Origin of the sequence: Pseudomonas sp. HY2-MNA-CIBAN-0224 (genome assembly GCF_040310285.1) — a bacterium.
GTDB lineage: Bacteria > Pseudomonadota > Gammaproteobacteria > Pseudomonadales > Pseudomonadaceae > Aquipseudomonas > Aquipseudomonas helleri.
The window spans coordinates 15,295-28,935 of the sequence record NZ_JBEOPQ010000010.1; the positions used below are offsets into that span (position 1 = coordinate 15,295).

Consider the following 13,641-nt stretch of genomic DNA (forward strand, 5'->3'; position numbering starts at 1 on the left):
TCTGCAGCCGCCATGGTCTTCGCCTCTCTCGAGTTTTTGACGTTATTCCTGCCAGCATTCCTGCTCATCTATGCGCTGGGCAAGCCGCAGTGGCGTAACGTCATTTTATTGATCGGCAGTTGGTTGTTTTACGGCTGGCTGAACCCGATGTTTCTCGCGTTGCACATGGCGTTGACCGTGGTCGCGTGGGTCGGCGGGCTGCTGATTGACCGTTCGCGGGAAGACTCGAAGGGCCGTGTGCGGTTGTTGGTCGCGCTGATCGTGTTCAACACCGCTGTGCTTTGCTGGTACAAGTACGCCAACATCCTTGCGGCCACCTGGATGGAGTGGATCACCTATCCGGGTGCCATGCCGCTGGAATGGCAGCGCGTGGCGTTGCCTGCCGGGTTGTCGTTTATCGTGCTGCAGGCGATTTCTTATCTGGTGGACGTGCACCGCAAGACCGTGCCGGTCGAGCGCAGTTTTGTGAACTACGCCACCTACATTTCGATGTTCGGCCACTCGATTGCAGGGCCGATTATTCGTTACGACTGGGTGCGCCGCGAGCTGGTTAAGCGTTACTTCGACTGGCAGAACTTCTCGCTGGGTGCCCGCCGTTTCATGATCGGCATGTGCATGAAAGTGCTGGTGGCCGACACCCTGTCGCCGTTGGTGGACGTGGCGTTTCATCTGGACAACCCGTCCTTTGTCGATGCCTGGATCGGCTGCCTGGCGTACTCGCTGCAACTGTTTTTCGACTTTGCCGGCTACAGCGCCATGGCCATCGGTCTGGGCTTGATGCTGGGCTTTCACTTCCCGGAAAACTTCAATCAGCCGTACCTGGCCCCAAGCATTCAAGACTTCTGGCGCCGATGGCACATGTCGCTGTCCAGCTGGTTGCGCGACTACCTGTACATCGCCTTGGGTGGCAACCGCAATGGCGCCTGGAAAACCTACCGCAACCTGTTCCTGACCATGGCCATCGCCGGTCTGTGGCATGGCGGCGACAGCTGGAACTACCTGCTTTGGGGCGCTGCGCACGGTATTGCACTGTGTGTGGATCGCCTCTGGTCGCGCTCGACCTTGCCAAGCATCCCGCCGGTGCTGGCGCATACCTTGACCCTGCTGTTTGTGTTTATGGCCTGGACGTTGTTCCGCGCGCCGGACTTCCATTCGGCGTTGAACATGTACGCCGGGCAGATTGGTTTGCACGACTTTGCACTGGGTGATGCGCTGGCCGTGACCCTGCGTTCGGCCCATGGCCTGGCGGCTTTGCTGGGCATCGCCTGCATCCTCGCACCAGCCTTTAAAAGTTGGTATGAGCAACGCTTCGGCGGCTCAGCACTGTATGCACCGATAGCGGCCGTGTGGCCGGTGGCGGGCTTTCTGCTCTCGTTCGCGTTGATCGCGAGCCGTGAAGCGGTGCCTTTTCTGTACTTCCAGTTCTGATGGCCGAGCCCATGCCTGACTCATCCCCAAAAGCGGTTATGCCGAGTGAATTCACAGCCCGTATCAGCAAGCTGTCCGGCTGGGTATTCGCCGCGTTTTTGCTGGCAAGCTTTGCCTCGGCAGTCTGGTTAATGGTCAGCGGCAAGGTACAACTGTTGCCGCCCAACCTCACCCAAGACCAAGTGCTGCATGGCGAGGTCACCCATAAAATCGCCAAGCAATTGTCGATGGCGGCGGTGCCGGAACGCGCCGCCGATCTGGAGCGCGCGGCCAGTTGGCTGACCTTCCATGACACCGGCGCGCGGGTGCGTCCGGGCTGTGACGGCTGGTTATTCCTGACCGACGAAATGCGCATCAACCGTCACGCCCAAGACAATGCCAACACCAAAGCGGCAGCGGTGGTCGACATTCAACAGCGCTTGGCCAAACGCGGGATTCAACTGCTGGTAGCGGTGGTACCGGACAAGAGCCGGATTGGCGCTTCACAACTGTGCGATTTGCGTCGCCCGGCGCAATTGCAGGACCGCGCGGTTGCCTGGGTCGCGGCGTTGAACAAGGCGGGCGTCAAGGCCATCGACCTGGCGCCCACCCTGCAACCGTTGGGCGCCGAGGCGTTTCTGCGCACTGACACTCACTGGAGCGAAGTGGGCTCATCGGCGGCTGCCAAAGCGATTGCCCAGCACGTGCAGGCCATGGGCATCAACGCCACCCCGCACACAGACTACGAGCGCACCGTGCAAAGCCCGGCCCGCCGACCGGGCGACCTGGTGCACCTGGCGGGTCTTGATTGGTTGCCGGTGAGCGCCCAGCCCGCCCCGGAAACAGTGGCGGCCAGCGAATTCAGCGAGAAAAAGACCGAAGGTAGCAGCGGGGCGGCCAGCGAAGATGACCTGTTTGGCGACGACAACCTGCCCAACATCGCGCTGATCGGCACCTCCTTTTCGCGTAACTCCAACTTCCTCGGCTTCCTGCAACAGGCGCTGGCCGCGCCGGTGGGTAACTTCTCCAAGGATGGCGGCGAGTTTTCCGGCGGTGCGAACACCTACTTCAACAACCCGGCCTTCAAAGACACCCCGCCCAAACTGGTGATCTGGGAAATCCCCGAGCGCGACATCCAGACGCCTTACAGCGAGACAATTGAGTGGGCCAAGTAAAAGAGCTGCTAATGCAGCGATTCAGCAAAATGGTGAATCAGATGCGGGCATGACCTTGTGTAGCTTCAAGTGCTAGCTTTGGCAAAACAGACTCCGGGCTATCTGATGACGAGTGAAGATATTGCAATTGAAGAGGCCGCACTTGAGTTTGTGCGAGTGAACCGCTCTTCGCTCGAGGCTGAAAAAAATGACTGCCAATAAGGCCGAAAAACCCAGTCCCTTGGCCGATTTTTTCTGCAACGCATCGATAGAGAAGAAGCGCGAAGTCTTCAACATCGTGATAAGCAAGGCAATTGCCTCTCAGCGCAGCGTTGTCGAAAAGGCAGAAGCCATCAAAAAATCCCGTAAGAGCGCCTAACTCCAACTTCTTCAACTTCGTGCAGCGCCTGGGTAGTCTTGGCGCACGCAACTCCTGTAGCAGTTGACGAGCTCAGCGAGGCTACGTCCGGCTGCGAAGCAGTCGTAAAGATCTTTTACTGGCGCCGGCAGCATGAGGCGCCGCGGTCTATGCTCACAGTCCTTCGCCATTTCTCCAAAGGACCTCAGCCATGACCGAAAAGACGTTGTTTGAGCCTTACGCCCTTGGGCACCTTACGCTGGCCAACCGCATCGTGATGGCGCCGCTGACGCGTAACCGCGCGGGTAAAGGGTTGGTGCCCAGTGAGTTTGCGGCAGAGTATTACAGCCAGCGGGCCTCAGCCGGTTTGCTGATCTCAGAAGCCACGCAAATTTCTCAGCAAGGGCAGGGCTATCAGGACACGCCCGGTATTTATTCCCCGGCGCAAATTGACGGCTGGCGTGCAGTGACTGATGCCGTGCATGCCAAGGGCGGGCGGATCTTTGCCCAGTTGTGGCATGTGGGGCGGATCTCCCACGTAGACCTGCAACCCGATGGCGGTGCTCCGGTCGCGCCTTCAGCGCTGCGTGCCGAGAGCAAAACCTTCGTCAATAACAGTTTTGTGGATGTCTCTGAACCTCGGGCGCTGGGGCTTGAGGAACTGCCGGGCATCATCAGCGATTTTCGTCAGGCCGCGGCCAATGCCATCGCGGCAGGTTTTGACGGGGTCGAGATCCATGGCGCAAACGGTTACTTGCTGGACCAATTCGCCAAAGACGGCGCCAACCTGCGTGACGACGCCTATGGCGGTTCCATCGTCAACCGTGCCCGCTTGTTACTGGAGGTGGCGTCGGCGGTGGCCAGCGAGATCGGCCCACGGTGCACCGGTATCCGTATTTCGCCGGTTTCTCCGGCCAACGGGATAACCAGCAGCGATCCGCAGGCGCAGTTTGATTACATCGTCGACCAGTTATCGGCGCTCGACCTGGTGTATCTGCATGTAGTGGAGGGTGCGACCGGCGGGCCGCGTGATGTGGCGCCTTTTGACTATGCCGGGCTGCGTCGACGTTTCAAAAACACCTACATCGCCAATAACGGTTATGACCTGGCGCTGGCGAAGCAGCACTTGGCTGAAAACAGGGCTGATCTGTTCGCTTTCGGGCGGCCATTTATTGCCAATCCGGATCTGGTCGAGCGCCTGAAAACCGGTGCGCCTCTGGCTGAGCTGGATCCGCACACCCTGTATGGCGGTGGCGCTGCTGGATATATCGACTACCCGGCGTTGTAGTCGCTGACGAGGCACGAAGGCTGCGAGAAGAGATAGATGAAATGGTTTTCGCAGCCTCATGCTTCGGCAGCGGCTACAGGTTTTACGGGTTTAATTGGTTATTCGTTGGATGCCTGGCGGCTGAATAACACTGGAAAATGGCAGGGGCGGCTGGATTTGAACCAACGCATGGCAGGATCAAAACCTGCTGCCTTACCGCTTGGCGACGCCCCTGTATCTGTTGCGAAGAGTGCCTGGCACTCTGTGTGACGCTGCTTACTGCGAGGTCTTTAAGATCTGCTGTAAGAGTGGGCGAGAATATATCGACATTTTCTCGGCCTGTGAACCCCCTAGATGAAAAAAATCACGTAAAAACAGCCGCTTAGTGTTTTTTTAGGGCATGCCGAGAGGTTTTTTGCCCTTAGGCACGGTTGTCTGGTCAAAAAATAGCCTTGCGCTTGTGAAATTTACCGCGTAATTTTTCATGAAATTAAGATAAATAAATTTCATGGCGGTATAAATGTGCCTTCAAGGCTGTGTGGAATCAGGGCGTGAATAAACAAGAAGAAATCGCTGCGCTGGCGATCCTCATTCACGATCTGCGCAAGCACAAAAAAGTCACCCTCACGGAACTGGCCGACAAAATTGGCCGCTCGGTGGGCTTTATGTCCCAGGTCGAACGCGGTCTGTCGCGGCCGACAGTGGCGGACCTTACCGCCATCAGCGAAACGCTGGACGTGCCGACCACCTATTTCTACAACATGCCCAAGCCCAAAGCGTTGTCCTGGGTCACCCGGCCGGACGAGCGCCGCACCCTGTACCTGGCCAACGGCATCACCGACATTCTGGTTTCGCCGAAAATCCGCGCATCGTTTTCCATGCTCGAAAGTCTGCTGGAGGCGGGTGCCACCAGCGGCGAACGGCACATGCTCGACAGCTCCGAGCAGGGCGGTTATGTGCTGGAGGGGGAGTTGACCTTATGGCTGGGCGACGACGAAGACCCGGTGACCTTGCGCGCCGGCGACAGCTTTCAGTTCGACAGCAACACCTTGTGCCGTTACGCCAACCTGACCGAGCAGCTCACACGCGTGCTGTGGGTCTACACCTGATTTAAGGATGAATACGATGGATGCTGCGTGCTCTGACCTGCTGGCCGAAGTGCGGACCTTTCGCCAGCGCTACCCGGATGTGCGGTATGTCGACCTGATTTCCCTGGACATACCGGGGCATTTCTACGGCAAACGTTATCCGATCGACATGCTGGAAAAAGTCGCGGGGGGCAGCGCGCTCAAGTTGCCGCAAAACTGTGTGCTGTTGGGGGCGCAGGGCGGGTTGTTCAAGATCGGTGATTATTGCTTTAACGATGGTGACCCCGATGCCGTGCGCCGTCTGGTGCCCGGCACACTCAAGCCGGTGACCTGGGAAGGCCAGCCACTGGGGCAGATGCTGATTACCTCTGACGGCACGGCAAAACCCATCGAATTCGAGCCGCGTGAAGTCCTCGCGCAAGTGCTTGATCGCCTGGCCAGCAAAGGCATTCATCCGGTGGTGGCGTTTGAGCTGGAGTTTTACCTCTTTGATAAGCACCTGCGCGATGGCCTGCCGCAATTTGCCCGTGACCCGTTCACCGACGACACCGATGACCAGCCCAACATGCACATTGAGCGCCTGTCGCGTTTTGCCCCGGTGCTCAATGAAATGGTTGAGGCGGCGCAAATCCAGGGTATCGATGCCACGGTCATTACCGCTGAACTGGGCCCTGGGCAGTTTGAAATCAACTTCGGCCACCTCGACGATGGTTTGCGTGCCGCCGACTGGTCTGCATTGTTCTGCCGTAGCACCCGGGGTGTTGCGATGAAACACGGTTACCGGGCCAGCTTTATGTCCAAGCCCTACTTGCATCAGCCGGGCAGCGGCATGCACGTCCACGTCAGCCTGTATGACGCGGCGGGCAACAATCTGCTGGCGGCCAATCAACAGCAACCGCTGCGCCACGCCATTGCGGGCTGTCTGGAACTCTTGCCCGCGTGCATGCCGATTTTTGCCCCCAACCACAACGCATTTCGCCGTCTGGGCGGCACCACCAACATCGCCACCCGCGCCAGTTGGGGCTTTGAGGACCGCGACGCGTGTTTGCGGATTCCCGAGTCAGACAGCAAAAACCTGCGGGTCGAATACCGTCTGGCGGGCGCCGATGCCAACCCGTATCTGGTGTTGGCGGCGATTTTGGTGGGGCTTGAGCACGGGCTTGAATCGGCCAAAGAGCCGATCGCGCCACTTAACGAAGACCGCAACAGCGGCGTCGACTTCCCGCTGGACATGCTCGAAGCCGTGCGCGCCATGCAGCCCCAACCGCAGTTGCGCGCAGGTTTAGGGGCCGAGTTCGTCGACGTTTATTGTGAAAACAAACGCCAGGACCATCTGGCGTTTATGCAAGACATCAGCGCGCGGGAGTACCGCTGGTTTATGTGAGGCGGTCTTTGTCCAACCTGCAGGTTGTTCGAAATGTATCTGAATTAAGATACATTTCGCAAAGACCCGCCCCGTGATCAGGTAAACACCATGTCCAGCGATGTATCGAGCGCCACCCCACGATTCTGGCGTGACCCGCAGATGCCCTTTATCGAGGCGCGCTCAATCGCCGATGGCCGCAAGGTGTGTTATGCCCGGCATTCTCACGAAGTGTTTTCCATTGGCGCGATCACTGGCGGGCGCTCTACTTACCTGCACGAGAAAATCCGTCATACCGTCAGTACTGGCACTGTAGTGTTAATGAATCCGGGTGAAGTGCATGCCTGCAACCCCATTGAAGACCAGCCATGGTCTTACCTGATGTTTTATGTCGACCCGCAGTGGTTGGCAGGCATTCAGCACGCCAGCGGGCGCGGCGCCAGGCAAGCGTTTCAGCCCATTGCTGCGACGCACACGCAATTGCCCGAACTGTTCAACGGGTTGCTTGGGTTGTATGCGCAACTGATCGATCCCCTTAGCGAGACGCTGGCCAAGCATGAAGCTGCCGTTGGCTTTTTCTCGCTGTTGCAGCAGTCATTGGGCGGCTCGAAATTGCTCCCCAGGGTTGCCAACCGTCGCATAGAGCGTGTCGCCGCGTACATCGATGCGCAATTCATGCACTCGATCCGGCTGGAAGACATGTGTGAAGCAGCTAATCTGTCGCAGGCTTATCTGATTCGTGCGTTTGAGCAGCGCTATCACATGACGCCCCATGCCTACCTGACCAATCGCCGGGTGCAGCATGCCCAGGCCCAACTGCGCGACGGCACCTCCATTGCCGCCATTGCCCAGTTAAGCGGTTTTGCCGACCAGGCCCATTTGCAACGGGTGTTCAAAAAGCACCTTGCGGCCACGCCGGGTCAATACAAGGCTTAAATCCACAATAACGACACCGCGCAGGATGCCAGCAGCAATGCCATGCAGCGATTGAACATCCGTATGCGTGACGCGTTGTGCAGGTAGCGGTTCAGAAAAGCACCGGCGTAGACCCAGCACGCCACTGACACATAGCAAATCACAAAGTAAATCAGTGCGAAGGTCCAGATCAGCGTGGCTTCGCCGCTGGCGACAAATGCTCCCATCCCTGCGATGGCGGCCAGCCAGGCTTTGGGGTTCAGCCACTGCATCATCGCGCCGTTCATGAACGACGGTTGCAGTATCGTGCCTTGGGCATCGAGGCGCCCGTTATCGGCTGCCAGCTTCCAAGCCAGGTACAGCAAAAAGGCCATACCGGCCCAGCGGATCAGGTCGGTGAGCAGCGGCCATTTTCTCAGCACCTCGTGCAGCCCAAACCCTGTGAACAACAGCAGCACCACAAAGCCCACCGTTGCGCCAAGAACATGGCGCAGGCTGGGCCCCAGCCCGAATTGCCTGCCGCAACTCAGCGCCACGACATTAACCGGGCCCGGTGAAATGGAGGCCGCGAGGGCGAATACAGCCATGGAAACGAGCACGCTCATTCTTCAACTCCTGCTTGTCAATTAGGGGGCAAGTATGCGGAGTTGAATGACCCGGGTATTGAACAAAACTGCCCAACCTAAGCAAAGAGAGGGCGTATTCGTTGACGAGTTACGCGCTCGCGCTGCTGGGCGGGTTAGAACGTTTGCCCCAGCGAGAACTGGAAGATTTGCGTCTCGGCATCGGTCGGTTTGCGCACCGGGAAGGCCAGGTTGACGCTCAGCGGGCCCATCGGGCTGTACCACGTCACGCCCACGCCCAACGAGCTGGCCATCTGGCTCAGGTCTACGCCGTCGCAGCCGGTGGTGGTACTCAAGTGGCACTTGTCCGAATACACGCTACCGACGTCCCAGAACAACGAGGTTCGCAGTGATTTGTTGTCCTTGATGAAGGGGATCGGGAACAGGTATTCGACGCCGCCGGTGATCATGATGTTGCCGCCCAGCGCGTCGGTTTTGCGATCGGTGTAGTACTCCTGGCCCATGCTCGCGTATTTGCCGGTGGCCGGGGTGTTGCGTGGGCCGAGGGTGCCGCTTTCAAAGCCGCGCACTGAACCTTCACCGCCTGCGGTGTAGTTTTCATAGAACGGCAGGCCGTCGGTTGAGCCGTAGCCATTGCCGTAGCCCAGGTTGGTATGAAAACGCAGCGAGGTGGACTGTGTCAGCGGCAGGAAGGTCTGGCCGCTGTAATCGATTTTGTAGAAACTCAGGTCGCTGCCGGGCACCGTGACCATCAGGTTGAGGTTTTGCGAGTAACCGCGTGTCGCCAGAATCCCTTTGTTCAGGGTCGATTCCGACCAGCCCAGGTTGGCTTTGAAGTTGGTGAAGGACTTGCCGTCGCGCTGGATAAAGTCATAGATCTCGTCGGCGCTGTAGGTGCCGGGTTTGAGTTCGTCATGCTGCGCGGTCAGGCCAAAACTGACCCGTGAGGTCTCGTTGATCGGGTAACCCAGGGTGATCCCGGCACCGTAGCTGTTGATCGAGTAGTACGACACGCCATCGTCGTAATAATCGTTGTAGTCGGTTTTGTTGTAGAACGCGTTGTAGCCAAGGCTCACCCCGTCCGGGGTGAAGTAGGGGTTGGTGAAGCCGATGTTGTATTTACTTTGGTACTCGGAGCGGGTCAGGCCAAGGCTGGCGGAGTTACCCGTGCCCAAAAAGTTGTTCTGGGTGATCGAGCCGCCGAGGATCAAACCGGCGTTCTGGGCAAAGCCGACGCTGGCGGTGATCGACCCCGAGGCCTGTTCTTCAACGGTGTAGTTCACGTCCACCTGGTCGTCGACACCCGCCACGGCCGGTGTTTCAACGTTGACCTCCTTGAAGTAGCCCAAACGCTCAAGGCGCACCTTGGACTGGTCAATCAGGTAGGTCGAGGCCCAGCCACCTTCCATCTGGCGCATTTCACGGCGCAGCACTTGGTCTTCGGTCTTGGTGTTGCCACGGAAGTTGATGCGGTCGGCGTACGCGCGCTTGGCCGGGTCGACCACAAACACGATATCAACCGTGTGGTCGTCTTTATTCGGTGTTGGCACCGCGTTGACGTTGGCAAAGGTATAGCCTTCGTTGCCGAGGCGCCGGGTGATCAAGTCCGAGGTGGTGGTCATCAGTTTGCGCGAGAACACCTGGCCTTTTTGCACCAGCAACAAGGCTTTGATCTGGTCCTCAGGGATTTTCAGGTCGCCGCGCAAAGACACGTCGCGCACGGTGTACTTTTCACCTTCATTGATATTGACGGTGATGAACACCTGCTTTTTATCAGGCGAAATCGAGACCTGTGTCGAGATGATTTCCATGTTGATGTAGCCGCGGTCCAAGTAATAAGAGCGCAGGCGCTCCAGGTCACCGGTGAGCTTTTCGCGGGCGTATTTGTCATCGTTCTTGAAGAACGACAGCCAGTTGGTGGTCTTGAGGGTGAACTGGTCGTCGAGTTCTGCCTGATCAAACACGCTATTGCCGACCACGTTGATGTGCTTGATCGCCGCCACCTGGCCTTCGTCAATCTTGATCTTCAACTGCACGCGGTTACGCGGTTGGGAGACGACTTCGGTGTCTACCGAGGCCGAGTAACGGCCTTGGGCGACGTATTGGCGCAGCAGTTCGTTGCGCACGCCTTCAAGGGTGGCCTTCTGGAAAATCTCGCCTTCGGCCAGCCCCGATTGCTTGAGGCCTTTCATCAGGTCGTCGGTGGAGATGGCCTTGTTGCCTTCTATATCAATGCTGGAGATAGACGGGCGTTCAACCACGGTGATGACCAGAACGTCGCCATCGCGACCCAACTGAATGTCCTGGAAAAACCCGGTTTTAAACAGTGCCCGGGTGGATTCGACCAAGCGCTGATCATCCGCTTCTTCGCCGACATTCAAGGGCAGGGCGCCGAACACGCTACCGGCGGAAACCCGCTGCAAGCCGTTGATTCGAATATCAGAAATTTTGAAACCTTGGGCATGTGCAAGGGTGGCATTGAGCAGCAGTGCAACCGAGCAGAGCAGGCGCGGAAAATTCATCAAGATCTTTATTTCCAGAACACATCGACAAGCAGCGCTGGCGGGCGTGCGGATGACTCGAGCAGACGCCATGCTCCGCGAGCCACGCAAGCGGGTGGAGCGCCAGCATAAAAGCTCGGGGCGTTTGGTGCGGTTAACCCAGTGTCAAGTTAGGTAAAGGTTGGCGTTACGCGATGACGCTGCACGGTTCAGCTACGATAATGCCTGGCCCCCCTTTGCAAGAGTTCGCCATGATCCGTGTATTGCTCGTCGACGATGACCAGGAACTGACTGCACTGCTCAGTGAATATCTGGAGCGCGAAGGTTTTGCTGCGACCGCCGTGCACAGCGGCGAAGAGGGCGAAGTCCAGGCGTTGTCCGGTCGCTACAGCATTGTTGTTCTGGACGTGATGTTGCCCCGGCTGTCGGGGATCGAAGTGCTGCGGCGCATTCGTGCGCGCAGCCAGGTGCCGGTGGTGTTGCTGACCGCCCGTGGCGACAACATTGACCGCATCACCGGCCTTGAGCTGGGCGCGGATGACTACGTGCCCAAACCCAGCTCGCCGGGTGAACTGGTGGCGCGCTTGCGGGCGATCATGCGTCGGGTCAATCCTGCCCCTGACCAGACCGCGACCGAGGTCATCAAAACCGGGCAGTTGGTGCTCTGGCCCGGCAAACGCCAGGCGCTGTGGCAAGGCAATGAGCTGGGCCTGACCAGCACGGAATTCAGCCTGCTCGAAGAACTGGCCCGCTGCGCCGGGCAAGTGGTGAGCAAGCAAGATTTGTCGCTCAATGCCCTGGGCTGCCCGTTGACCCGCTATGACCGGCGCATAGACGTGCACATCAGCAGCATTCGGCAAAAACTCGGCCCGCGTCCTGATGCCAAAGCCTGGATCCAGAGCGTGCGCGGCCTGGGCTACCTGTTGATCGCTGAATAATGAAAGCGAGTCGACTGTTCTGGAAGCTGTTTCTGGCGTTCTGGCTGGCCACCACGTTGACGTTTTTTGTCGGCATGGGCTTTGTGATCCTGAGTAAATCAAAACCGGGAGACCCGCACCTCGACACCATCCTGACCAGCGAAATTCACCTGCTTGAAACCTTTGGTGTCGAGTCGGGCATGCAGTTGCTCACGGTCTGGCGCCACCCCGATGACCAGGCCATTGGCGTGTATGACAGCAGCGGGCAATTGCTGGCCGGGTCACCCGTATTGCACCCGGTGTTTGAGCGCGCGGTGCTGAGCAAGGAAGGCATCGAACTGTTTATCCGCTCGACCCGCGCGCCGGGTGAACACGGCGAGCCCGGGCCGGAGTTTGGCGAAGGGCCGGGCCTGATGCCGTTGATTATCGGCACGGTGATGAGCGCGTTGTTCAGCGGTTACATGGCCTTTTACCTGACCTGGCCGTTGACCTTTTTGCGCCGCGCCATGAGTGACGTGGCCCAGGGCCGATTCGGGACGCGGGTTAAACCGATGATGGGCGGGCGCCGTGATGAAATCGTCGACCTGGCCGAAGACTGCGACCGCATGGCCAACCAGCTGAGGCTGCTGGTCGAGGCGCAACAGAGCTTGCTGCATGACATCTCCCACGAATTGCGCTCACCGCTGACGCGCATGCAAGTGGCGATCGGGCTGTTGCATCAAGACCCTGGGCGTAAAGAAATGGTCGAGCGCATCGAGCGCGAGTCGGTGCGCATGGACACCCTGATTGAAGCGCTGCTGACCCTGGCCCGCGTTCAGGGGCGGCCCGACAGCATCGAGCGGGAGCTGGTCGACATCATCGAATTGCTCCGATTGATCGTTGAAGATGCGCAGTTTGAGGCGGGGGTCAAAGACTGCGAAGTCACCTTGCAGGCGGGCCCACCGTTTGTCAGCCGGGTGAGCGGTGAACTGCTGTATCGCTGCTTTGAAAACGTGATTCGTAACGCCGTTCGCCATACCCGCCCCGGCACGCGTGTGCGGGTAACCACCCAGACCAGCCTGGCGGGCAACAGCTTGCAAGTGCAAATTACCGACCATGGGCCGGGGGTTGAAGAACCGCGCCTGAAGAGCATTTTCCAGCCCTTCGAGCGCGGCGCCAGCGAACCCGGTGGCGGTTTTGGGTTAGGGCTGGCAATTGCTTCACGCTCGGTGGAAATGCACGGCGGCACCATCGTCGCCTACAACCAGCCCTCGGGCGGCCTCACCGTAGAAATCAGCCTGCCCAAAGACCCCGTGTAGGAGCGAGCTCGCCTCGCGATCTCATAAAAGATCAAAAGATCGCGAGGCAAGCTCGCTCCTACAGTTTGAATCGCGTACACCCTGTAGTCGCTGACAAGGCACGAAGGCTGCGAGCAAACACCCCCCGTAGCAGTTGACGAGCCTTGCGAGGCTACGTCCGGGCGCACAGCGGCCGAAAAAAGAGCCAAGATCAAAAGATCGCGAGGCAAGCTCGCTCCACAGGTTTTGTGATCTTTACACGATATTACATAGCCTTGACGGCTCTGTACGCCTTGCCCCCGTAGACTTCCCGCTCAGCACTGTCTGAGGTTGTGGTGATGCCATTGAGTGGAGGTGAACATGTTTTTGGTGCATAAAAAAGGCTTTGTCGCGGGCAAGAAAATGGTCGATGGGCTGGTGCCCTACGATTTTTTTTGCGAAGACAATCCGGCCATTAATCTGTTTGTGTTTACCGGTTCGAACGCCCAGGGCAAGGCGTCGGCAGAGCAAACCTTGTGGGGGTTTACCCGCCTTGAACGCTTTGAGGCATTGACCGATACGTTGGTGTCGCACAAGAAGAATCAAGACTGGTTTCAGACCGTCAATGTGCTCACCGGCCCCGCCCAGAACGGTACCCAGAATGTGAAATTCCAGCGCGTGCTGAAAATCATCAAGCACGTCAGCGTCTCGAATCGTGTGCCGAGCAAAGTGCAGTACGAGATTCTCACGGATGAGGGTGACACCTACTTCACCCTCAAGTCCGTGGCCCCGGACAGCGCGCAAACGGTTATTTACGCGGCTGACCAGTAA

At 58.4% G+C, this 13,641-nt stretch carries 12 protein-coding genes and 1 tRNA gene; 10 read left to right on the forward strand and 3 right to left on the reverse strand.

Annotated features, from left to right (window positions below):
- Nucleotides 1-12: 12 nt before the first annotated feature.
- The 4 genes from AAEZ03_RS07620 to AAEZ03_RS07635 all read left to right on the forward strand — a co-directional run bounded on the left by AAEZ03_RS07620 (nt 13) and on the right by AAEZ03_RS07635 (nt 4,207).
- On the forward strand, nt 13-1,428 hold the full coding sequence (locus tag AAEZ03_RS07620) for an MBOAT family O-acyltransferase (protein WP_350577423.1): 1,416 nt from the start codon (nt 13-15) through the stop codon (nt 1,426-1,428).
- An 11-nt stretch (nt 1,429-1,439) separates the two neighbouring features.
- The gene (locus tag AAEZ03_RS07625) at nt 1,440-2,582 is read left to right on the forward strand and encodes an alginate O-acetyltransferase AlgX-related protein (RefSeq protein ID WP_350577426.1); all 1,143 of its coding nucleotides are present in this window, start codon (nt 1,440-1,442) and stop codon (nt 2,580-2,582) included.
- A 187-nt stretch (nt 2,583-2,769) separates the two neighbouring features.
- Complete coding sequence (locus AAEZ03_RS07630) at nt 2,770-2,940, forward strand: hypothetical protein (RefSeq protein WP_278940725.1); 171 nt, start codon at nt 2,770-2,772, stop codon at nt 2,938-2,940.
- Nucleotides 2,941-3,130: 190 nt separating this feature from the next.
- Nucleotides 3,131-4,207, forward strand: coding sequence for an alkene reductase (locus AAEZ03_RS07635; RefSeq protein WP_350577429.1), 1,077 nt, complete (start codon nt 3,131-3,133; stop codon nt 4,205-4,207).
- Nucleotides 4,208-4,345: 138 nt separating this feature from the next.
- On the opposite strand, the gene AAEZ03_RS07640 is transcribed toward AAEZ03_RS07635, so the two are convergent.
- A tRNA-Gln gene (locus AAEZ03_RS07640) sits at nt 4,346-4,420 on the reverse strand.
- 317 nt (nt 4,421-4,737) lie between these two features.
- Between AAEZ03_RS07640 and AAEZ03_RS07645 the strand changes: the two genes are divergently transcribed.
- From AAEZ03_RS07645 to AAEZ03_RS07655, 3 genes are all read left to right on the forward strand, one after another.
- Nucleotides 4,738-5,295 (forward strand): helix-turn-helix domain-containing protein, encoded by a 558-nt coding sequence (locus AAEZ03_RS07645; protein WP_048368902.1) that lies wholly within the window; start codon nt 4,738-4,740, stop codon nt 5,293-5,295.
- Nucleotides 5,296-5,311: 16 nt separating this feature from the next.
- The gene (locus tag AAEZ03_RS07650; RefSeq protein ID WP_350577432.1) at nt 5,312-6,658 is read left to right on the forward strand and encodes a glutamine synthetase family protein; all 1,347 of its coding nucleotides are present in this window, start codon (nt 5,312-5,314) and stop codon (nt 6,656-6,658) included.
- Nucleotides 6,659-6,748: 90 nt separating this feature from the next.
- Nucleotides 6,749-7,573, forward strand: a complete 825-nt coding sequence (locus tag AAEZ03_RS07655) for a helix-turn-helix transcriptional regulator (protein ID WP_048368904.1) — start codon at nt 6,749-6,751, stop codon at nt 7,571-7,573.
- On the opposite strand, the gene AAEZ03_RS07660 is transcribed toward AAEZ03_RS07655, so the two are convergent.
- Entirely contained in the window at nt 7,570-8,157 is a 588-nt protein-coding gene (locus tag AAEZ03_RS07660; protein WP_048368905.1) for a LysE family translocator, read from the reverse strand. The two genes, AAEZ03_RS07655 and AAEZ03_RS07660, sit on opposite strands and share 4 nt — an antisense overlap.
- 134 nt (nt 8,158-8,291) lie before the next feature.
- On the reverse strand, nt 8,292-10,658 hold the full coding sequence (gene bamA / locus AAEZ03_RS07665; protein WP_350577436.1) for an outer membrane protein assembly factor BamA: 2,367 nt from the start codon (nt 10,656-10,658) through the stop codon (nt 8,292-8,294).
- 230 nt (nt 10,659-10,888) lie between these two features.
- On the opposite strand from bamA, the gene AAEZ03_RS07670 reads away from it, so the two are divergent.
- From AAEZ03_RS07670 to AAEZ03_RS07680, 3 genes are all read left to right on the forward strand, one after another.
- The gene (locus AAEZ03_RS07670; protein WP_278940729.1) at nt 10,889-11,575 is read left to right on the forward strand and encodes a response regulator transcription factor; all 687 of its coding nucleotides are present in this window, start codon (nt 10,889-10,891) and stop codon (nt 11,573-11,575) included.
- Nucleotides 11,572-12,852: a sensor histidine kinase gene (locus AAEZ03_RS07675; protein WP_350577538.1), complete on the forward strand. Its 1,281-nt coding sequence runs from the start codon at nt 11,572-11,574 to the stop codon at nt 12,850-12,852. The genes AAEZ03_RS07670 and AAEZ03_RS07675 overlap by 4 nt, the downstream gene beginning before the upstream one ends.
- A gap of 339 nt (nt 12,853-13,191) precedes the next feature.
- On the forward strand, nt 13,192-13,641 hold the full coding sequence (locus AAEZ03_RS07680) for a hypothetical protein (RefSeq protein ID WP_278938523.1): 450 nt from the start codon (nt 13,192-13,194) through the stop codon (nt 13,639-13,641).

Bases quoted from the DNA above. Each gene is read 5' to 3' on its own strand.
- bamA (WP_350577436.1), bottom strand. From the start codon at position 10,658: ATGAATTTTCCGCGCCTGCTCTGCTCGGTTGCACTGCTGCTCAATGCC.
- AAEZ03_RS07620 (WP_350577423.1), top strand. From the start codon at position 13: ATGGTCTTCGCCTCTCTCGAGTTTTTGACGTTATTCCTGCCAGCATTC.
- AAEZ03_RS07635 (WP_350577429.1), top strand. From the start codon at position 3,131: ATGACCGAAAAGACGTTGTTTGAGCCTTACGCCCTTGGGCACCTTACG.
- AAEZ03_RS07650 (WP_350577432.1), top strand. From the start codon at position 5,312: ATGGATGCTGCGTGCTCTGACCTGCTGGCCGAAGTGCGGACCTTTCGC.
- AAEZ03_RS07625 (WP_350577426.1), top strand. From the start codon at position 1,440: ATGCCTGACTCATCCCCAAAAGCGGTTATGCCGAGTGAATTCACAGCC.
- AAEZ03_RS07655 (WP_048368904.1), top strand. From the start codon at position 6,749: ATGTCCAGCGATGTATCGAGCGCCACCCCACGATTCTGGCGTGACCCG.
- AAEZ03_RS07660 (WP_048368905.1), bottom strand. From the start codon at position 8,157: ATGAGCGTGCTCGTTTCCATGGCTGTATTCGCCCTCGCGGCCTCCATT.
- AAEZ03_RS07680 (WP_278938523.1), top strand. From the start codon at position 13,192: ATGTTTTTGGTGCATAAAAAAGGCTTTGTCGCGGGCAAGAAAATGGTC.
- AAEZ03_RS07630 (WP_278940725.1), top strand. From the start codon at position 2,770: ATGACTGCCAATAAGGCCGAAAAACCCAGTCCCTTGGCCGATTTTTTC.
- AAEZ03_RS07670 (WP_278940729.1), top strand. From the start codon at position 10,889: ATGATCCGTGTATTGCTCGTCGACGATGACCAGGAACTGACTGCACTG.